Source organism: Micromonospora sp. DT41, from assembly GCF_049841715.1.
Lineage (GTDB): Bacteria > Actinomycetota > Actinomycetes > Mycobacteriales > Micromonosporaceae > Micromonospora > Micromonospora profundi.
On sequence record NZ_JBNCKU010000010.1, the window covers coordinates 56,958 to 75,258 of the forward strand.

The 18,301-nt window shown below is 71.7% G+C and carries 19 protein-coding genes; 11 read left to right on the forward strand and 8 right to left on the reverse strand.

The features are described from left to right. Positions 1-31: 31 nt before the first annotated feature. A complete protein-coding gene (locus ACLQ23_RS19625; RefSeq protein WP_355589342.1) occupies positions 32-757 on the reverse strand; it encodes a sensor histidine kinase in 726 nt (241 codons plus the stop codon). 98 nt (positions 758-855) lie between these two features. On the opposite strand from ACLQ23_RS19625, the gene ACLQ23_RS19630 reads away from it, so the two are divergent. Both ACLQ23_RS19630 and ACLQ23_RS19635 read left to right on the forward strand, forming a co-directional pair. Next, complete coding sequence (locus tag ACLQ23_RS19630; RefSeq protein WP_355589340.1) at positions 856-1,464, forward strand: response regulator transcription factor; 609 nt, start codon at positions 856-858, stop codon at positions 1,462-1,464. A gap of 156 nt (positions 1,465-1,620) precedes the next feature. Then, positions 1,621-1,968 carry a histone-like nucleoid-structuring protein Lsr2 gene (locus ACLQ23_RS19635; protein ID WP_355589338.1) on the forward strand — a complete coding sequence of 116 codons (348 nt, stop codon included), beginning with the start codon at positions 1,621-1,623 and terminating at the stop codon, positions 1,966-1,968. A gap of 116 nt (positions 1,969-2,084) precedes the next feature. Here ACLQ23_RS19635 and ACLQ23_RS19640 read toward each other — a convergent pair whose 3' ends face one another. Then, positions 2,085-3,446, reverse strand: a complete 1,362-nt coding sequence (locus ACLQ23_RS19640; RefSeq protein ID WP_425880905.1) for a hypothetical protein — start codon at positions 3,444-3,446, stop codon at positions 2,085-2,087. A gap of 289 nt (positions 3,447-3,735) precedes the next feature. Then, positions 3,736-4,614 carry a hypothetical protein gene (locus ACLQ23_RS19645; RefSeq protein ID WP_425735173.1) on the reverse strand — a complete coding sequence of 293 codons (879 nt, stop codon included), beginning with the start codon at positions 4,612-4,614 and terminating at the stop codon, positions 3,736-3,738. A gap of 156 nt (positions 4,615-4,770) precedes the next feature. Here ACLQ23_RS19645 and ACLQ23_RS19650 point away from each other — a divergent pair, with 156 nt between their 5' ends. From ACLQ23_RS19650 to ACLQ23_RS19665, 4 genes are read left to right on the forward strand one after another with little or no spacing between them, the layout of a single operon-like run. Further along, the gene (locus ACLQ23_RS19650) at positions 4,771-4,959 is read left to right on the forward strand and encodes a hypothetical protein (protein ID WP_425735174.1); all 189 of its coding nucleotides are present in this window, start codon (positions 4,771-4,773) and stop codon (positions 4,957-4,959) included. Beyond that, on the forward strand, positions 4,956-5,279 hold the full coding sequence (locus ACLQ23_RS19655; RefSeq protein WP_355589330.1) for an Asp23/Gls24 family envelope stress response protein: 324 nt from the start codon (positions 4,956-4,958) through the stop codon (positions 5,277-5,279). Before ACLQ23_RS19650 ends, ACLQ23_RS19655 begins: the two co-directional genes overlap by 4 nt. A 1-nt stretch (position 5,280) precedes the next feature. Then, positions 5,281-5,805 (forward strand): DUF6286 domain-containing protein, encoded by a 525-nt coding sequence (locus ACLQ23_RS19660; protein WP_355632812.1) that lies wholly within the window; start codon positions 5,281-5,283, stop codon positions 5,803-5,805. Then, positions 5,802-6,347: a hypothetical protein gene (locus ACLQ23_RS19665; RefSeq protein ID WP_355589326.1), complete on the forward strand. Its 546-nt coding sequence runs from the start codon at positions 5,802-5,804 to the stop codon at positions 6,345-6,347. The genes ACLQ23_RS19660 and ACLQ23_RS19665 overlap by 4 nt, the downstream gene beginning before the upstream one ends. A gap of 13 nt (positions 6,348-6,360) precedes the next feature. Here ACLQ23_RS19665 and ACLQ23_RS19670 read toward each other — a convergent pair whose 3' ends face one another. Further along, a complete protein-coding gene (locus ACLQ23_RS19670) occupies positions 6,361-7,287 on the reverse strand; it encodes a TerC/Alx family metal homeostasis membrane protein (RefSeq protein ID WP_355589452.1) in 927 nt (308 codons plus the stop codon). Between the two features lie 176 nt (positions 7,288-7,463). After that, positions 7,464-8,153, reverse strand: a complete 690-nt coding sequence (locus ACLQ23_RS19675; RefSeq protein WP_355589324.1) for a CBS domain-containing protein — start codon at positions 8,151-8,153, stop codon at positions 7,464-7,466. Positions 8,154-8,344: 191 nt separating this feature from the next. On the opposite strand from ACLQ23_RS19675, the gene ACLQ23_RS19680 reads away from it, so the two are divergent. Next, the gene (locus ACLQ23_RS19680) at positions 8,345-8,902 is read left to right on the forward strand and encodes a hypothetical protein (protein ID WP_355589322.1); all 558 of its coding nucleotides are present in this window, start codon (positions 8,345-8,347) and stop codon (positions 8,900-8,902) included. A 238-nt stretch (positions 8,903-9,140) separates the two neighbouring features. After that, positions 9,141-9,533 carry an FKBP-type peptidyl-prolyl cis-trans isomerase gene (locus ACLQ23_RS19685; RefSeq protein ID WP_355589320.1) on the forward strand — a complete coding sequence of 131 codons (393 nt, stop codon included), beginning with the start codon at positions 9,141-9,143 and terminating at the stop codon, positions 9,531-9,533. 121 nt (positions 9,534-9,654) lie between these two features. Here the strand turns inward: ACLQ23_RS19685 and ACLQ23_RS19690 are convergent, their stop codons facing one another. After that, positions 9,655-10,107, reverse strand: coding sequence for an STAS domain-containing protein (locus ACLQ23_RS19690; protein WP_355589318.1), 453 nt, complete (start codon positions 10,105-10,107; stop codon positions 9,655-9,657). Positions 10,108-10,267: 160 nt separating this feature from the next. On the opposite strand from ACLQ23_RS19690, the gene ACLQ23_RS19695 reads away from it, so the two are divergent. Beyond that, a complete protein-coding gene (locus ACLQ23_RS19695) occupies positions 10,268-11,284 on the forward strand; it encodes an SMP-30/gluconolactonase/LRE family protein (RefSeq protein ID WP_355589316.1) in 1,017 nt (338 codons plus the stop codon). A 95-nt stretch (positions 11,285-11,379) separates the two neighbouring features. Here ACLQ23_RS19695 and ACLQ23_RS19700 read toward each other — a convergent pair whose 3' ends face one another. Beyond that, positions 11,380-12,648: a L,D-transpeptidase gene (locus ACLQ23_RS19700; RefSeq protein WP_355589314.1), complete on the reverse strand. Its 1,269-nt coding sequence runs from the start codon at positions 12,646-12,648 to the stop codon at positions 11,380-11,382. Positions 12,649-13,310: 662 nt separating this feature from the next. Between ACLQ23_RS19700 and ACLQ23_RS19705 the strand changes: the two genes are divergently transcribed. Together ACLQ23_RS19705 and ACLQ23_RS19710 are read left to right on the forward strand one after the other, a co-directional pair. Beyond that, positions 13,311-14,267 carry a sugar phosphate isomerase/epimerase family protein gene (locus tag ACLQ23_RS19705; RefSeq protein WP_355589312.1) on the forward strand — a complete coding sequence of 319 codons (957 nt, stop codon included), beginning with the start codon at positions 13,311-13,313 and terminating at the stop codon, positions 14,265-14,267. Positions 14,268-14,291: 24 nt separating this feature from the next. Beyond that, the gene (locus ACLQ23_RS19710; RefSeq protein ID WP_355589310.1) at positions 14,292-16,388 is read left to right on the forward strand and encodes a PQQ-dependent sugar dehydrogenase; all 2,097 of its coding nucleotides are present in this window, start codon (positions 14,292-14,294) and stop codon (positions 16,386-16,388) included. 139 nt (positions 16,389-16,527) lie between these two features. On the opposite strand, the gene ACLQ23_RS19715 is transcribed toward ACLQ23_RS19710, so the two are convergent. After that, the gene (locus tag ACLQ23_RS19715; protein WP_355589308.1) at positions 16,528-18,207 is read right to left on the reverse strand and encodes a right-handed parallel beta-helix repeat-containing protein; all 1,680 of its coding nucleotides are present in this window, start codon (positions 18,205-18,207) and stop codon (positions 16,528-16,530) included. Positions 18,208-18,301 lie beyond the last annotated feature (94 nt).

Genomic DNA, 18,301 nt, shown 5'->3' on the forward strand with positions numbered 1-18,301 from the left:
CCCTGCCGGGCCAATCCGCGTCCCGACGGGGTCAGCGTGGCGGGGCGGCAGCCGGAAGCAGCACCTCCAGCGCCACGCCACGAGGGCGCAGCCGGAACACCCGCAGCGTTCCCCCGTCGACGGCCACCAGTTGCCGCACGATCCACAGGCCGAGCCCGGACATCCCGACCGCCGGCGCCGGGCGGCGCAGCGCCAGCAGCAGATCCTCACTCACCCGCCCCTGGTCGGTCACCACGATGCTCAGGCCGGAGCCGCGCAGCGCCGCGTAGATCCCGACGTGCCCCCCGGTCGGCCCGTGTCGCAGCGCGTTCTCCACGAGGTTCACCAACACCTGCCGCGTTCGACCGGCCGGCACCGGGCAGGTGGCCGCCCGGCGCGTGGCCCGGGCCCGCCGCCGCGACGGTGGCACCAGCGCGGCCGCCTCGCGCAGGATGCCGACCAGGGGCACTGTGGTGTCCGCCTGGGCTGTCGGCGTCAGCGCGCCGGTGCCCGCGGTCGCGTCCCGCAGCAGGCTCTGGAGGTGCAGTGCCTGGTCGCGGGCCAACTCGGTGATCGCCTGACGGTCGGCGTCGGTGAGCGCCCGACGCTCGTCGGCCAGCGCCCGGGTCAACGACGTCAACGTGCTGACCGGCGTACGGAACTCGTGGCAGAGCACCCGCAGCAGCAGATCCGAGTGGCCCGGTGTCGCGTCGACCGGTCCGGGCGCGGGCCGGCGCAACTCTCGCAGCAGGCCCCGCAAGCCGTGCCGTGCGTGCATCCACCCGACTCCCCTCTTTTGGTGCATACCCGCATGATTGGTACCCGCTGGGGAACGGCGCAGACATGCCGGACGCACCCACCCTCAGACTCGCCGTCGTGGACGACCACTCCCTCTTCGTCCGTGGCCTTGAGCTGCTGCTCCCGGCGACGACCGACGGCCGCGCCGAGGTGATCGCGTCGACCGGTGACGCCGCCGGTGCCGCCGCCCTGGTCCGCTGCTGCCGCCCCGACCTGGCGCTCGTCGACCTGCACATGCCGCCGCCCGGCGGCATCCGGGCGATCGCCGCGATCCGCCGGACCACCCCCCGGGTACGGGTGGTCGCGATGTCCGGTTCCACCGACCCCGCGCCCGCGCTGGAGGCGCTGCGGGCCGGCGCCGAGGGGTTCCTGCCGAAGACCAGCGAGCCGGAGGAACTACTGCCCCCGCTGCTGGCCATCCTCGACGGATGGGCGGTGCTACCGGCCGAACTGCTGCGCACGCTGCTGCGCCCCAACCGGCCCGCGCCCGTCGACCTGGACAGCGAGGAATGCCGACTGCTGCGGGCGATCGCCGCCGGCCGCAACACCCTCGACGTCGCCGAGGAACTGCACGTGTCGGAGCGGACGGTGAAACGGATGACCGCCGCGCTGCTGCGTAAGCTGCGGGTGTCCAACCGCGCGGAGGCCGCTGCCGTCGCCGGTCAGAGCGGTCTCCTCACCGAATGACATTGCGCCAGCGCCGCTGATTCAGCAGCTGTTCCCGGTTTTGCTCGTCACCCAATCGCGACCCGCCGAAATGAATGGGACGCATATTGTTGCGGTTTCCCCGGATGATAGGTCAGACTTTGGGCACATCCCGCCACACACAGGGAGTAATTGGCAATGGCGAGAAAAGTAATCACGGTGCTGACGGACGACCTCGACGGCGGGAAGGCCGACCGGACCGTCGAGTTCAGCCTCGACGGCGCGGCCTACACGATCGACGTCTCGGACGAGAATGCCGGCGTGCTGCGCAAGGCTCTGGATCCGTACATCAATGCCGGCCGGCGCATCGGTCGGGGCCCGGCGGAGAGCACGCGGACCGTTCGGCGCCCTGGACGGCCCAGCGGCGCGGGAATGGACCGGGAGCAGAACCGGGCCATCCGGGAATGGGCCGTCAAGAACGGCTACAAGATTTCCGAGCGGGGTCGGATCCCGGTCGAGGTCGTCGAGGCGTACAAGAACCGCTGATCGGGCGACACAACGACGGGGTCCCGCCGGCAACGGCGTGACCCCGTCAGTTTGTGTGCGGCCGGCCACCCGGGGCTACCACCCCGGGTGGCCGGCCGCCGCCGGTCCACTCCGAATCAGTTGACCTCGATACGCACCGCGTCGAACGCCGGGGTCTGGTTGGCCCGCTCCATCATCGGCAGACGGTGCGACCCGTCGCCGGCCCAGACGGAGCACTGCGCCGTACCCGATTCCGGCAGGCCAGGGACCTGGATGGTCACCTCGTCGGGCTGTGCACCGCCGCGACCGTCCTCGGTGGCGACGAAGAACGCCGGCACCTCCTGCGGCTCGGGCGGCGCGGTCAGGCTGTCCAGCATCCGGCAGGCGGTGTGGAAGTGACCCCGCACCAGGCCCTGGGCGTTGAGCAGCGAACTCTCCACGTAGTACCCGCCCTGACCGGCCGCGAGGAAGCGGTCCCGGACCAGGTTGCGGGTGCTGATCCGCAGGGTGAAGGTCTGGTTGCGGTCGACCTGCTGCGGGAACTGGGTGATCAGCAGCGACGGGTTGTTGGCGGCGGCGCCGACCTCACCGAACGCGGTGCTCACGCAGCGGTTGCCGTTCTGGAAGCCGTCGTGCGCCTGCAACTGGCTCTCGTCGCAGTTGTTGGCCAGCACGCCGAGGCCGGCACCCGGGGCGTTACCGCCACCGTTGTTGCCGCCACCGTTGTTCCCGCCGCCATTGTTGCCGCCACCGTTGTTGCCACCGCCATTGTTGCCGCCACCGGTGTTCCCACCGCCGGTGTTCCCACCGCCGTTGTTTCCGCCACCGTTGTTCCCACCGCCGGTGTTCCCACCGCCGGTGTTCCCACCGCCGGTGTTGCCGCCCGTGTTGCCGGTCGGCTGCACCTGGCAATCGGCGAGCTGCGCCAGACCCTGCGGGCGCGGCCCCACCCGGTCGATGGCGAGCGTGATCCGGTCCAACACCGCCTTCCGCTTGGCGGCCAACGGCTGCAGGATCGCGTTGCGGATGAACGTCTCGCCCTTGTTGCCCTCGGCGGCCAGCCGGCGGTCGGCATCCGCGATCTGGGTCTGCAACTGCGCCAGATTGCGGTCGACCTCTGCGCGCGCCCGGTCCGGCACCTGCGGCAGCCGCGCCGCCACATCCGGGCAGGCGATTGCCGAACCGGTGCCGACAGTGCCGTCCTTACCGTCCTCGCATTCCGCGACCGACTGCTGACCGTCACCCCAGTGATTGCGTACCCACCGGCCGTTCTGCCAGGTTCGGCTTGTCGAGTTGCCGCTCGGCGCGGTCGATCCGGGGCTCGGCTCCACGCATTGTCCGGCGGCCGGCCGGGGCTTGTTCGTCCGCCGGTCCTGGGCCGACGAAATCTGGGTGACGGCGACTACTCCGCCGAAGACCACGAGCGTGCCGACAACGGCCAGCAGACGCTTGCTCCGCGCGATGCCGGATGGCCGGCGCGCCCGAGTGGACCTGCGCATCGAATTGCTCTCCTTCTCGATCCGGTAGTGGATTCCTGCCCTCGGCGGACCGACGGATGTGAGATGGCACGCCACGGCGGCGACCACCGCGACCTACCCGGTAACGTGTCGATGGCCGACGATGCCCTTTCCGCACCGTCTCCCGCGTCCGGTCGACGCGGATGGGGAGATCCTCTTCATTCGCGCAGGAGTACGGGACCGCGTCCGGGAAGGTTCAACCCGGCGCACAAAAAATTGCTCCGACCCGGCACTGACCGAAGGCGCAGCAGGTCAGAGGGGAAACGGCCGATCAGTCGACGCAGAGATGGTCGAACGCGAAACCGCCGACCAACTCGTGGCGGCGCCGGCTCAACGCGACGATCTCCGCGGTGAGATCGGCCCGCGCCCGCAGTGCCGGGTCGTCCGGCTCCAGCCCTCGCAGCCGCACACCGACGGCGACCGCCGCGAGATCCTCGGCCAGCCGGGCCGCGTCGACTCCACAGGAGAACCTCTGCTCGGTCACCGAGACCCGCTCCACCAGACACACGTCCGGGCGGACCTGCACCCAGCTCCACCCCTGCGCCGGGCCGTCCGCCCAGCGCACGTGCAGCGCGCGCACGATCGGGTCGGCCAGCCGCCCCGCCACGTACGCGTCGACCGCCGCCGCGCGACTCAACGCGCCGAGGTCGTTGACCGGGCCGGTACGCCCGTCCGGGAGCCGCCCGAGGATGTCCCGGAAACCCACCGGGGCCGGCTCGTCCTCGGCACCGCCCATCCCGGCGTCTGACGCGTAGGCGCGCGCGTCGATGACGTACTCGACCAGGCGCCGGCCGGAGTCGACGGCCCGCAGCGTCGGCGAGCCGACCCGCAGCACGGGCAGCCCGACGGCCGCGCTGACGGCGTCCTTCAGTCGCTCGGCGCGCTGCTCGGCCGAACCGGGAAGCGCGACGGGGCCGATCTCCACCGCGACGACCGGCCGGCCGGAGTCGGCGGCGCAGACCACGAGGTCGAAGGCCGCCCGGCTGGCCGAACTCCACTGGCTGCCGGTGACGCCCGGCGGACGCCCCGGGACCAGCTCACTGAGCCGGCAGTCGGCGTACACCCGGTGACCGGCGCGGGTGAACAGCGCGTCGCGCCCACCGTCGGCGGACAGGGGCCGCAGCCAGCCGCGCTCGTCGCTGCTCGTCATCTGCCATCCCCCGGTCGCTCGAACCGGGCCGAGTCTAGGTGGTCGATCATGGCGAGCCGAGGCACCGTGTGATGCAGATCACATCTCGCTGACGTTCCAGGGATGGCCTCCCTGTGTATCCAGCGGGATCGCCGGTACCGCCGGTCGGGAGGTGACATGTCGCGTCAGCAGTTCGGCTTCCTCGCCGGCTTCCTCGGGGTGGCGGTCTGGGCGCTCGCCGGCGTCGAGGTGACCGTCGGCGCCGTGCTGGCCGGCCTGCTCGGCTGGCTCGTGGTCCGGGTGCTCGACGGCGACCTCGCGGTCACCGGACTGGGCGACCGCGCCGACTCCCGGCGTCGCCGATGACCGCGCACCCGCCCACCGCGCCCGGCGTCGCCCTGCCCGAGCCGATCATCGACGCGGCGACAGTCGCGCGGATCGCGACGGAGGCCGCCCGGCAGGTGGACGGCGTCTGCGCGGTCAACCCGGCCTCCGTACGCCTGCACGACCAATCCGTGGGCCTCGACCTGCACCTCATCACCTGGTACGGGCACAACGTGGCCGCCGTCGCCGAGACGGTACGGGCAGCGGTGGCCGACCGGATCACCACGAGCACCGGCCTGACCGTGGCGACAGTGACCGTCACCGTTGACGACCTGCTCGTCCCCGGCGTGGACGGCAGCTGACGTGCGTACGGTCAACCGGGTCGCCTCGCTGCTGCTGGCCGCCGCCCTGCTGCTCGGTGGCGCCCTGCTGGCCGTGCAGGCGCTGCTTGTCAGCCTGCACCGGCCGGCGTCGGTGCTGGACCGTACCGGCTGGTACGACACGCTGACCGCCACCCGGTTGCGGGACCCGACGGTCCGGGCGGTAGCCGGTGCGGCAGTACTCCTGGGCCTGGCCATCCTCGTCGCCCAACTACGCCGGTGGACGCCGGTACGGCTGCGCCTCGACGACGCCGACAGCTGGCACCTGCACCGCCGCAGCGTGGAGCGGCGACTCGCCGACGTGGCCGGCGCCGTTCCGGGCGTACGCCGGGCCCGCGTCCAGGTCCGGCGGCGCGACGGCCGGTGGCGTCCCCGAGTACGCGCCACCGGCGATCCCGCAGCCCGCACGGAGGTCGAGTACGCCGTGCGTCAGGAACTACGCCGGCTGGCCGCGCCACCCACAGACCGGATCGAGGTCCGGTTGCCACCCCGTGGACGGCCCGCATGACGAACGCCGCGCACCGGCTGCTCTGGACCATCGTCGCGCTGCTGCTGGTGGCCGTCGGTACGGCGACGCTCGCCCTCACGTACGGCGGAAACCCGGACGCGACGGTGCTCAGTACCGCGCTGCTGGACCGGTGGCGGCTGGCTACCCCGTGGAGCACCCTGGCCGCGGCGGTCGCGGGCGTGCTGCTCGCCCTGGCCGGGCAACGACTGCTCGCCCGGGAGCTGCGGCAGCCCGGCACCGCACTGCGCGGAACGCTCAGCCACCCCGGTCGACGCCCGGGCCGGACCCGACTGGCCGCCGACGTGCTCGCCCACGCGCTGGAACGCGACCTCACCGGCGGCCCCGGCGTACGCCGGGCACGGGTCGTGCTGACCGGCGCGCCGCCGCACCCCGACGTGTGGATCAGCGTGGACCTGGCCGCCGACACCTGCGGCGGCGCCCGCGAACACGTCGACGCCGCGGTCCGCCGCTTCGCAGTGACCGCCGGCTGCCAACCGGCGCACCTCGACGTGACAGCCCGCATCGAACCGGGTCGTCCCTGATCCGCGCACGCCCTCAGCGGGCGGTTCGGTCGCTGTGGACGATGCTCGCCCCGACGGCGACCGTCAGGGTCACCACCACCACTGCGAGCGTCAACCAGATCGGCAGCTCGCCCACCGGTGTCCCGGCGAGGATCAGCTTCGCTCCGGCGAACGCGAGCAGCAGCGCCAGCCCGTAACGCAGGTAGCCGAAGTGCCGCAGCAGGCCGGCGAGGCAGAAGTAGAGGCTGCGAAGTCCCAGCACGGCGAACGCGGTCGCCGTCCAGACCAGGAAGATGTTCGTGGTGATGGCCAGGATCGCCGCCACCGAGTCGATCGCGAAGACCACGTCGGTGGCCTCGATGGCCACAAGCGCCACCAGCAGCAGCGTCGCCACCCGGCGACCCCCGACCCGGGCGGTGAAACGGTCGCCGTGATAGCGGGCGTCGGTGGGCACCACCCGGCGGAACACCCGGACCACCACGTTGCGGTCCGGGTCGACGTCGGGCTTCCCGCGTACGGCAAGCCGCCAGCCGGTCCAGACCAGGAAGGCGCCCAGCACGTACCCGGCCCAGGCCAGCCGCTCCAGCAGTTGCGCGCCCGCCACGACGAACAGCAGGCGGAAGGCGAGCGCCCCGACAACCCCCCAGAACAGCACCTTGTGCTGGTAGCCCGCCGGCACCCGGAAGTAGCCGAAGAGCAGGGCGAAGACGAACACGTTGTCCACCGAGAGCGCCTTTTCCAGCAGGTAGCCGGAGAAGTAGGCGATGGCCGCGTCGCCGCCGAGGCCCCACCAGACGCCCACCCCGAACAGCAGGCCCGCGGCGATCCAGGCGGCGCTCCACAGCAGCGCCTCACGTAGCTCGATGACGTGGCTGTCGCGGTGCGACACGAGGTCGACCGCGAGCAGCGCGGTGATCACCACACCGACCACCAGCCACGCCCACAGCGGCACCGCGACCACATCAGTCACCAGTGCTCCACCGCCTCGCCCACGGCGAACCGCCCCGCTGCCTCGCTCGTACGCCGCCGCTGACAGGTGAACCGGCCCGCCGGCCCGGCCGTTACCGAGCCTAGGCGAAACGGCCCGCCTGTCGTCGGTGCTCCGGCCGAAGCTCACGGCCGGAGCACCGGCGACACTCAGGCGACAGGCATCACCTGAGCGGGGTCGGCGACAGTGTCGTCGGCGTCGTAGGCGATGGCGTTGACCACCCGCACGACACCACTGACCTGGCCCGCGAGTCGCCCGGCGAGGTCAACTGCGGAACGGCGGTCCAGACGACCGGCCAGGGTCACCTCACCGTGGCGTACGGTGACCGTCACCAGGCCGTCCCGCACTGCCAGCACCCGGCGCAGCACCTCCTGGACCACGTCCTCGCGGATCTCGGCGTCCGAACGCAGGTGCACCCGCAGCAGGTCCGCGCGACTGACGATGCCTACCAGCCGGCCCAGGTCGTCCAGGACCGGCAGCCGCTTGACCTGCTCGCGGTCCATCAGCCGTGCGGCTGCCGACAACGGCGCCTCCGGGTGGGTGCTCACCGCCGGCGCTGTCATCAGGCCGCCCGCCAGCAACGCCTCGCTCTTGCCGCGCGCGCCGCGCCGACGGCGGCTCTCGAAGACCCGCCGCTGCGCCGGCTCACCGGCGCGCTCGACCCGGTGCAACAGGTCCGCCTCGGACACCACGCCCAACACCCGGCGGGACCCGTCGACCACCGGCACCGCGCTGACCCCGCGGCGCAACACCACATCGACGATCTCCCGGTACGGCGTCGCGGCCTCCACGGTCACGACCTCCCGGGTCATCACATCGCCCACCTGCCAGGTCCTCATCACGGCCTCCCTCCTACGCCTGCACCTCGCACGTTAGTGACAGACAGTGACGGCGGTCAGTGCCGACGGACCGGGTCGGGAGGGGTCGAAGGTCCCGGGCCATCGCGGTCCGGTCGGCCCTGCCAGGGGCGACGCCGCAAGTGTCCAATAGAGATGCCACCGGGAAGCGCGGTGCGAGGCAGAGAAGGGACGTGGACATCATGACCGCGACGATCGAGCGGAACACCGCGAAGACCACCGCTCCGGCGGCCGACACCACCCGGGAGAGGGCCACCCGCTACATCCTGGCCGGCACCCGGATGGCACTCGGCTGGATCTTCCTCTGGGCGTTCATCGACAAACTGTTCGGCCTCGGGTTCGCCACCGAGTCGAAGAACGCCTGGATCAACGGGGGCAGCCCCACCAAGGGTTTCCTCACCTTCGGCGTGAGCGGGCCGTTCAAGGACCTCTACACCGGGATCGCCGGCGCCGCCTGGGCGGACTGGCTCTTCATGATCGGCCTGGCGGGTATCGGCGTCGCTCTCCTGCTCGGCATCGGAATGCGTATCGCCGCCGTCGCCGGTGGGCTGCTGCTGGTTCTCATGTGGACCGCCGTCCTGCCTCCGGAGAACAACCCCTTCATGGACGACCACCTGATCTACGCCGCGGTGCTCGCAGTCCTGGCGCTTGTCAACGCCGGCGACACCTGGGGCCTCGGCCGGATCTGGGCGAAGCTGCCGATCGTCCGACAGCTGCCCTGGCTGCGATGACCGAACACCGCACCACCCCCACAGCGGGCGTCACCATCGGTGACGCCCGCCAGCTCGTGCGCCCAAACTTCATCCCCGCCGGGCGTGTTTCGAGGGCTTCACACCGCCGGTTGGGACCGGCTCCCCTGCGGCCCCGGGGCGGGACCCGCAGGTGACGGGTCCGCCGGACATTCGCCACGGACGATCCGGCAGGATCGACGGTGACCGGACACATCACCCAAACGGCAGGAGTTCCCGCATGAACCAGGCAGCAGACGCCCGTTCGGGCAAGCCCGAGGTGGGGCCGATCGAAGGTGCGCCGCCGGCCGACCTCGTGATCGAGGACATCACCGTGGGCGAGGGCCCGCAGGCCGAGCCGGGTCAGTTGGCCAGCGTGCACTACGTCGGAGTGGCCCACTCCACCGGCGGCGAGTTCGACTCGTCCTGGAACCGGGGCGAGGCGTTCGAGTTCCCGCTCGGCGGCGGTCAGGTCATCGCCGGCTGGGACCAGGGCGTGGTCGGCATGCGCGTCGGCGGTCGCCGCCGGCTCACCATCCCGCCGCACCTGGGGTACGGCGACCGTGGCGCGGCCGGCGTCATCAAGCCGGGCGAGACGCTCGTCTTCGTCGTCGACCTGCTCGGCGTGCGCTGACCGATCGTCGGTGGGGTCGCCGGCTCGTACCGGCGGCCCCGCGCCCGACGTCTCCACGGGCGCGAGCAGTCAGGCCCGGGCCGGCAGAAGCCGGGTGATCAGGACCGACGAGCTCCGGCAGTCAGGCCGCGCACGGCAGACAGTGCGCGGTCGCGGCCTGCGGGCGGTGCGCGGCGGCGACGGGGACCGCCCGACGCGTCGCACCGACCACGCCGGCGGAAACCGGACGACGCGCTGCCTCGACCACCCGGGCCGGCTCCAGAATCACCATCACCCGGTGCAGGCCCGTGGCGCGCAGCACCCGGGCCACCATCGGCGTCGGGTCGACCAGGACGAGCTCGCCGCCCCGGGCCCGGATCCGCAGATGTGCGGCGAGCAACGTGCGCACCCCGGCGGCGGACAACAGTCGCAGCTCGGACATCTCCAGCTGGACGACCGGCCGGGCTGGCGCGGACCACAGCGCGGATCGGAACGCGGCCACCGTCGCGATGTCGACCTCGCCGGCCACCCGCACCTGGACCACCCGGTCACCCACGTTGAGCTGCACGTCGAGCCGGTCGCTGCGATCTTCCATGCCATGAAATCTAGCCGCCACCTCCGACAGTTTCGTCCCTCCACGGGGTGATTCCGGGTACGTCCAGGGTCAACCCCCGGGGTACCCCTGATCCCCCTCAGGGGTACGCCGTGGGGATCCGTCAGCCGGAGCGCCACCGGCCCGGGTGGAGAATGGCCGGATGGTGATTCCCCGGCCCCGGCCGCCCCGGCTGATCCGACCCGTCCGCGAGCCGGCCACCGTCGCGCCTCCGCTTACCGGAGCGTGGGCCGCCACCGACCGCAGGCTCGACCACGTCGACCTGCTGCCCCTGCCCGAGGGCGCGGTCGGCCCCGAGGACGTCCTTGTCGACGCGGCCGGCCGAGTGATCAGCGGCGACGAGGACGGCAACCTCTGGTGGTGGCCGACGGACGCTCCGGCCGGCACCCGGCCCCGGCTGCTCGCCGAGACCGGTGGCCGGCCGCTGGGCATCGAGGTGGACACGTCCGGTGAGGCGCTTGTCGTCTGCGACGCGTACCGCGGGTTGCTGCGGGTGACGCCCGACGGGACGGTCCGCGAGATGACCGGGACGGCGCCCCCGGTGCACCTCGCCAACAACGCGACGGTGGCCCGCGACGGCACCGTCTACTTCACCGACAGCTCGGACCGGTTCCCCGTCTCGCACTGGAAACGGGACCTGCTGGAGCACCGCCCCAACGGCCGCGTGCTGGCCCATCACCCGGGCAGCGGGCACACCGAGGTGGTGGCCGACGGGCTGTACTTCCCCAACGGGATCGCGCTGACCCCGGACGAGTCGGCGTTGATGCTTGTGGAGACCTCCACCCACCGGCTGGTCCGCGTCGAGCTGGGCGGTGGCGTCCGGGTGCTGGCCGACCTGCCCGCGTATCCGGACAATCTCTCGGCGGTGGGCGACGGGACGTACTGGATCGCGCTGCCCAGCCCTCGCGTGCCGATCGCCGAGCGACTGCTGCCGCATCCCCGGCTGCGCCAGATCGCCGCGCTGCTGCCCGACGCGATGCAGCCGCAGCCGCGGCGCTACGGACTGGTCGCCCTGGTCGACGAGCAGGGCGCGGTCCGCCGGACGCTGCACGGCCCGACCGGACACTACCCCATGATCACCGGGGTACGCCAGCATGGCGACCAACTCTGGCTGGGCAGCCTGACCGGGTCCGGGGTGGCGCGGGTACCGCTTGATTGACAAGGCCTCGACGCTCGTGCCGGGCCGGCGGGCGGTGCACGCGGCGACCGGGCCGGGCCCACCTCGCTGGCGGGCCCGGCCCGGTCGATTGTGTGTCAGCGACCGCTTACCGAAGGTGCCGGAGCGGGCGAGCCACCGGCCACCGCGCCCGGGTGGGCGGGCGCGGCCGGTGCGGGCCCGAGCCCGGCCGGCACCGGCAGGGCGCTGCCCTTGGCGAACTCGTCCCAGCTCACGTTCCACGCCGTCCAGCCGTTGCCCGGCTGCAACTCGACCTCGGTGCCCTTGACGGTGACGAGGTCGCCGACCTGGGTCACCCCCATCAGCCAGTCGGCGGCAGCTGCGGAGACGTTCGCGCAGCCGTGCGAGACGTTGGTGTTGCCCTGGTCCCCCTCCGACCACGGGGCGGAGTGGATGAACTCGCCGCCCCAGGTGTAGCGCTGGGCGTCGTCCACGTCGACAACGTAGCCACCGTTGGGCTCGCCACGGGTGTCGAAGGTGGTCCGCTCATGCTTCTCCATGATCACCATCTTGCCGCTGGAACTGGGCGTACTCGGCTTGCCGAGGCTGACCGGGATCCGGCGGATCTGCTTGCCGTCGCGCAGCACCGTCATCTGCTTGGTGGCGTTGTCGATCTCCAGCGCGACCTGCCGTCCGATCTTGGAGGTCGCGGTCCGCTCCGCGTCGCCGACGAGCTTCTTGCCGATGGGCAGCCCTTCCAGCCCGGCCCGCACGCTGATCGTGGTCCCCGGCCGCCAGAAATCGGGTGCCCGGTAATAGACCTGACTTCCGTCCTCCAGCCACGACCACGTGCCTGGCTGCGGCGGATTCGTCTTTACGAACAACCGACGCTGCACATCCGCCCTGGCCTCTTTCGGAATTGCCGGGTCGAACGCGACGGTTACCGGCATCGCCGTGCCGTACGTCCGGTTACCGACGAAATAGAGGGTGCTTGTGATCTGCGGCTTCGTGGACTTGGGCATCGTGGTGAAGGTCGTGGTCCGGGTGGTGGTCGCGCCCGAGTCGCCGGTAGCTGTCACCTCCGCCGTGTACGTACGGCGGGGTTGCAGCGGTTTGCTGGGCACCCACCCCGAGCCGTCCTCCCGTGGCTCCGCCTCGACCTGCTTGCCCTTGTCGTCGGTGAGCCGGACGGCGGTGACCCGTCCCCCCTTGACCACCGTGCCGACCTCGGCACTGACCGGAACGTCCCGGGTCTTGTCCCCCGGCGTCACAGTGAGCTCGGGCGCCGGGGCGTGTTCCTTGGCCGATTCGGCCGCCGGCTTCCGGTCGGCGGTGCACCCACCCAGCACGAGCGGTGCGGCTGCGATGGTTACCGCCAACAGCGTCAATCGCCGCCTAGGCGTCATGTTCAGTCCCCCCGTTTTCGACTTCCCTCCGCCATATTCTCGCGGCCTGACCAGGGTCGTCCGGGCCATTCGGAAATAATCGGCGGCGCATTTATCGGCACATTTTCCGGCGCTGTGCCGTTGACGAATAAAGCGCACAACTGCCGCCTGTGGCCCCGCCCGACCGACCCCGACCCACCCGGCCCGCAACGTCCCGTCCCGCCCTCGCACGCCGAACCCGCACCTATCACCACGGATGTGCGACTTTCCGGCCGCAGCACAGCGCCCGCCCCGGCGTTCGCACGCGCGGCCAGCCGCGGACACCGCGCAGGCGCGCAGACGGCCCGGCAGGCGTACGTGCCGAGGTGCGGGCGACCGCCGCACCTGGTGGGCGCACTTTTGTCGGGTGGAGCGAAACTTCTGCCAATCGAGACGAAGCTTTGCCTTCGTCCGGAGGCAAGGGTAAGGTCGCGATTCAGATAGAGGGTTGCCCATCCGTCGATCAGCCTGCCGCCGCCCGCACCGGGTCGCCGCGTTCCGGCCCACACGGGCCCGGGCCGCACCCGCGCACCGTCCCTCACCGTCCAGCCGGAGTCCGCCTCCGGCCGGTTCGGCGCGCCCGGACGGCGGCAGTCGGTCGACGCCGCAGACGGCACAACAGCCGTCAGGAAGGGACCACCACCATGGATCACCAGACCAACGAGCCGGTGCCGCCAGTGGCGTCCGAGCCGCTCAGCAGGCGCGGAGTGCTCCGCGCCGCGACCGTCTCCGCCGCCGCCGTCGGCACCGCCGGCCTGCTCGCCGGCCCGGCCAGCGCCGCACCGGCAGGGCACTCCCCCGGCCGCCGCCGGGTGCCGGTGGACCGGATCAGCATCCAGCTCTACACGCTTCGCGACCAGCTCGCCGCCGACCTGCCCGGCACCCTCACCGCCCTTCGGCGGATCGGCTACCGCCGCGTGGAGCACGCCGGCTTCGTCGGGCGTACGGCCACGCAGTTCCGCGCCGCACTCGACGCGGCCGGGCTGCGCTCCACCTCCGGGCACGTCGGCATCCCGCAGCCGTTCGACGCCGCCACCTGGGAACGCGCCCTCGCCGAGGCGAACGTGGTGGGCTGCAAGAAGATCGTCCACCCGTACTTCGGGCGCGACGAGCAGGGCCGCCCGATCCGGGACCCCGCCGTCTACCGTGCGCTGGCCCGGGACCTCAACCAGGCCGGCCGGCTGGCCGAACGCGCCGGGTTGGACTTCGGCTACCACAACCACCAGCTGGAGTTCGTACCGCTTACCAACGGGTCGACGGGCTTCGAGATCCTCGCCGGGCAGACCGACCCCCGGCTGGTCCACTTCGAGCTCGACCTCTACTGGACCTGGCGGGGCGCGCACGACCCAGTCGACGTGATCCGGGCCAACCGCGGCCGGGTCCGCCAGGTGCACGTCAAGGACCTCGACGTCGAAGGTGGCTTCGCCGACCTCGGCGACGGTGTCATCGACTTCGGCCGGATCTTCGCGCACGAGCGCGAAGCAGGCATCGAGGAGTACATCGTGGAGCGCGACGACGCGGGCACCCCGCCGCGCGCCCCCGCCGACGCCCTGGACACCGCCCGGGTCGGCTTCGACTATCTCGCCTCACTCCGGTACTGACCACCACCTCGGGGGAACTACCTGATGAACAGGACCGCTTTCGTGTCCGCCCTGCTCCTGGTGACGGCCGGCCTGGCCGCACCGACGGCAGCGGCGGCAGCTCCCGCCGCGCCGCCGGACAGCAGCTTCCAGAAGGTGACGCTCAACGACTTTCCCGGCGAGCCGATGAGCCTCGCCGTCCTGCCCGACCTGCGCGTGCTGCACACCTCCCGCACCGGTGAGGTCCGCATCCACGACCCGCGTACCGGGCTGAACACCCTCGCCGCTGACATCCCCGTGTACGAGCACGACGAGGAGGGGTTGCAGGGGGTCGCCATCGACCCGAACTTCGCCAAGAACAAGTGGGTCTACCTCTACTACTCGCCGCCGATGAACACCCCTGTGGACGACCCGGCCACCCCCGACGTCAACGAGGGTGACGCGCCGCTTGTCGGCACCGAGGCCGACTGGCAGCGGTTCCGAGGCGCGCTGCGGCTGTCCCGGTTCAAGCTCGAGGGGATGAAGCTCAACCTCAGCACCGAGCAGCAGATCATCGACGTGCCCACCGACCGTGGCATCTGTTGCCACGTCGGCGGTCAGATCGACTTCGACAGCAAGGGCAACCTGTACCTGTCGACAGGTGACGACACGAACCCGTTCTTCTCCGACGGTTACATCCCGATCGACGAACGGGCCGACCGCAACCCGGCGTTCGACGCCCAGCGCACCTCGGCGAACACCAACGACCTGCGCGGCAAGCTGCTGCGCATCAAGGTGAAGGCCGGCGGGGGTTACACGGTGCCGGCCGGCAACCTCTTCAAGCCGGGTACGGCGAAGACCCGCCCCGAGATCTACGCGATGGGTCTGCGCAACGCGTTCCGGTTCGCCGTGGACCGGCGCACCGACAACGTCTACCTGGCCGACTACTCCCCGGACGCGTCCTCGTCGAACCCGGAGCGCGGACCCGCCGGGCACGGCCGGTGGATGCTCATCGACAAGCCGGCGAACTACGGCTGGCCGTACTGCGTGACGCCGACGATCGCGTACCGCGACTACGACTTCGCGACCGGCCAGTCCGGCCCGAAGTTCAACTGCAAGCGCCCGGTCAACGACTCGCCCCACAACACGGGCAAGCGGCAACTGCCGCCGGTGGAGCAGCCGGAGGTCTGGTACCCGTCCGCCGCGTCGGGTGAGTTCCCGCAACTGGGCACCGGTGGCATCGGCCCGATGGGCGGCCCGGCGTACGACTACGACGGGACCAGCACGTCACGGACCCGCTGGCCGGCCTACTACGACGGGGTGCCGCTGTTCTACGAGTGGACCCGGGACTACATCAAGGAGTTCCGACTCGACTCCCGCGGCGACGTCACCGACATCCGGTCGGTGGTGCCGTCGATAGTGGTGGACAACCCGATGGACATGGAGTTCGGCCCGGACGGCGCGCTCTACGTGCTGGAGTACGGCGACGGCTACTTCGCCGAGAACCCGGACGCCCAGCTGTCCCGGATCGACTTCGTCCGCGGCAACCGCACGCCGATCCCGAAGATCAGCGCGACCCCGACCGCCGGACAGGCGCCGTTGACCGTGGCGTTCTCCAGCGCCGGCACCACGGACCCGGACGGCGACCGGCTCAGCTACGCGTGGGACTTCAACGCGGACGGCTCGGTGGACAGCACCGAGGCGAACCCGACGTGGACGTTCCAGGAGAACGGCTCGTACACCCCGACGGTGAAGGTCACCGACCGCACCGGCCGGTCGGCCGCTGCCACGCTGCCGCTGCTGGTCGGGCCGCGGGCGCCGGTAGTGGAGTTCGTCGCCCCGGTGGCCGGGCAGCCCTTCCAGTTCGGGCAGACTGTCGCGTACGAGGTGCGGGTCACCGACGACCTGCCGGTGGACTGCTCGCGGGTGAAGGTCACCTACGTGCTCGGCCACGACGAGCACGGGCATCCGCTCTCCTCGGCGACCGGATGCTCCGGGACCATCGCCACATTCGTCGACGGTGGGCACGGTGGGGCCGACAACCTGACAGCGGTATTCGTCGCGGAGTACACCGACGCGCCGACCGATCCCGGTGTGCCGGCGCAGACCGGTACGGCGACGGTCGTGCTGGATCCCGACCCGGTCGCCGGCCTGGCCGGCTGACCGACGCGGATTGACGGTGGCGGCGGCCCGGAGCACTCCGGCCGCCGCCACCGAGCGTCACGCAACCTCAGCCGCCCGCCCCTCCACCTCGCCGACGGACAGCCCGCCCCCGGTCGAGTCACCCGGGGCCGGCGCCCGCTCAGCCCCAGCCGCTGTCGACGTGGTTGTCCCGCCAGCGCCCGCCCACCGGCGGCGTGTCCAGCAGCATCCCGTCGTCGGCGTTGCCGGCGAGGTCGTTGTCCTCGACCCGGCAGTCCACGCAACTGCCCCGCTCGGTGATCCACAACCCGTGGGTCTGGGTTTTGTCCTCGTGGTTGTCCCAGATCCGGTTGCCGCGGATGGTGGCCGAGTCGAACGCCGCGTCGATGGCGATGCCGGCCCGCCGCTCGGGCGCCGTGGACAGTTCGTACCGGCAGCCCGGCGGCGGGACGTCCCCGCTCCACGCGCTGATGGCGTCGGGTCGCACCGGCGCGAGGACGAGTTCCTCGCCGGTGTTCGAGGCGACCACTGCGACAGACCGTCCGACCCGCAGGACCTTGCCCCGGTGCCCGTCAAGGGGCCAGTTCGCGGTCCGGTCCACCACGGACCGCTCGGCGTAGCGCACTGCCTCGCCGGCGCCGGTGGTACCTGCCGCCCGCTGCTGACCGTTGTTACGGATCCGGTTGTTCAGCACCATCGCGTCGGTCATCGGATGGTCGATCCGGATGGCGTCCAGCCCGTTGTTCCAGAAGTCGTTGCTCTCGATCACCACGTCCCGGACCGGCCCCTGGTAGCCGCGTTCGAGGCCGAACCCGTGGTAGCCGTGCCGTCCGTTACCGCTGATCCGGTTACCCCGGATGGTGTACGGGCCGGGACTGTTGCCGATGCTGACCCCGTCGCGGATGTTGCCGTCGACGACGCAGTCGCTGAGCAGCCCGCCCCGCCCGGCCACGCCCGCCGTGCCCTGCGCCGAGACGTCGAAGCCGGCCTCCAGGTTGCCGGCCATCGTGCAGGCGGAGACGATGAGACCGTCGGCGCCCCAGTCGGAGATGCCGAACCTGTTGCCCTGGCTGTGGCAGCCGACGATGCGGTAGCCGCGCGGCGGCGTCCAGTAGTCCTTCTGCAACTCCAGGAAGATGCCGTTGGTGCCGTTGGCCAACGTGGTGCAGTTGGCGATGGTCAGACGCTCCATGTCGCCCCACCCGCCGATGCCCACGCCGATGCCGGCACCGCCCATCTGCTCGCCGTTGTCCAGCCGGCCGCAGCCGACCACCACGCAGCCGTCGATCAGGCTGTCCTGGAGGAAGTCGCAGCCCAGGCCGGTGGCCGCGGTGTGGTGGATGAACAGGTTGCGGAACACGCCGCGCACCATGTACTGGAGGCCCAGGCCCTTGGCGAGGTAGTTGTACTCGGCCATCGCCACGCCGGACCCGTCGATCTCGAAGTCCGCGAAGGTGCAGTCGGCGATGTGCCGGTCGCGGTCGGCGCCGTGTTGCAGGGCGGTCCAGAACGCCAGCGGGGTGGGGTCGGTCCGGTTGCCCTCGTTGCTGAGCAGGAACCGTGTCGCCGCCGGGCCCGCCCCGATCAGCGAGACGCCGCTGCGCCACGCCGTGCCGGCGTCCCGGATCGAGTAGATGCCCGGCGGGCAGTAGATGACCCGTGCGCGGCCGTCCGCCGCGTAGCCGGCGCCCAGGCGGTCCACGAGCGCGGCCAGCGCCGGCTGGTCGTTCGTCTCGCCGTCGCCGCGCAACCCGTACTCCCGCGCGTCGCAGTACAGGGGCGCCCCGGCCGAGGCGGGTCGTCTCTCCCGGACGACGTTGGACAGCACCTGGTACGTCACGGACGGGCTCCCTCCGACGCTCTGGTGCATTCCGGCGGGGTCGACTTCCCGAATCGAGGTCCGGAAAACCCCTGGCACGCGGCGGCCCCGGCGC

Coding starts and splice junctions, on each gene's coding strand:
- ACLQ23_RS19625 (WP_355589342.1), bottom strand. CDS start 757: ATGCACGCACGGCACGGCTTGCGGGGCCTGCTGCGAGAGTTGCGCCGG.
- ACLQ23_RS19635 (WP_355589338.1), top strand. CDS start 1,621: ATGGCGAGAAAAGTAATCACGGTGCTGACGGACGACCTCGACGGCGGG.
- ACLQ23_RS19640 (WP_425880905.1), bottom strand. CDS start 3,446: ATGCGCAGGTCCACTCGGGCGCGCCGGCCATCCGGCATCGCGCGGAGC.
- ACLQ23_RS19645 (WP_425735173.1), bottom strand. CDS start 4,614: ATGACGAGCAGCGACGAGCGCGGCTGGCTGCGGCCCCTGTCCGCCGAC.
- ACLQ23_RS19650 (WP_425735174.1), top strand. CDS start 4,771: ATGTCGCGTCAGCAGTTCGGCTTCCTCGCCGGCTTCCTCGGGGTGGCG.
- ACLQ23_RS19655 (WP_355589330.1), top strand. CDS start 4,956: ATGACCGCGCACCCGCCCACCGCGCCCGGCGTCGCCCTGCCCGAGCCG.
- ACLQ23_RS19665 (WP_355589326.1), top strand. CDS start 5,802: ATGACGAACGCCGCGCACCGGCTGCTCTGGACCATCGTCGCGCTGCTG.
- ACLQ23_RS19675 (WP_355589324.1), bottom strand. CDS start 8,153: ATGAGGACCTGGCAGGTGGGCGATGTGATGACCCGGGAGGTCGTGACC.
- ACLQ23_RS19685 (WP_355589320.1), top strand. CDS start 9,141: ATGAACCAGGCAGCAGACGCCCGTTCGGGCAAGCCCGAGGTGGGGCCG.
- ACLQ23_RS19690 (WP_355589318.1), bottom strand. CDS start 10,107: ATGGAAGATCGCAGCGACCGGCTCGACGTGCAGCTCAACGTGGGTGAC.
- ACLQ23_RS19695 (WP_355589316.1), top strand. CDS start 10,268: ATGGTGATTCCCCGGCCCCGGCCGCCCCGGCTGATCCGACCCGTCCGC.
- ACLQ23_RS19700 (WP_355589314.1), bottom strand. CDS start 12,648: ATGACGCCTAGGCGGCGATTGACGCTGTTGGCGGTAACCATCGCAGCC.
- ACLQ23_RS19705 (WP_355589312.1), top strand. CDS start 13,311: ATGGATCACCAGACCAACGAGCCGGTGCCGCCAGTGGCGTCCGAGCCG.
- ACLQ23_RS19710 (WP_355589310.1), top strand. CDS start 14,292: ATGAACAGGACCGCTTTCGTGTCCGCCCTGCTCCTGGTGACGGCCGGC.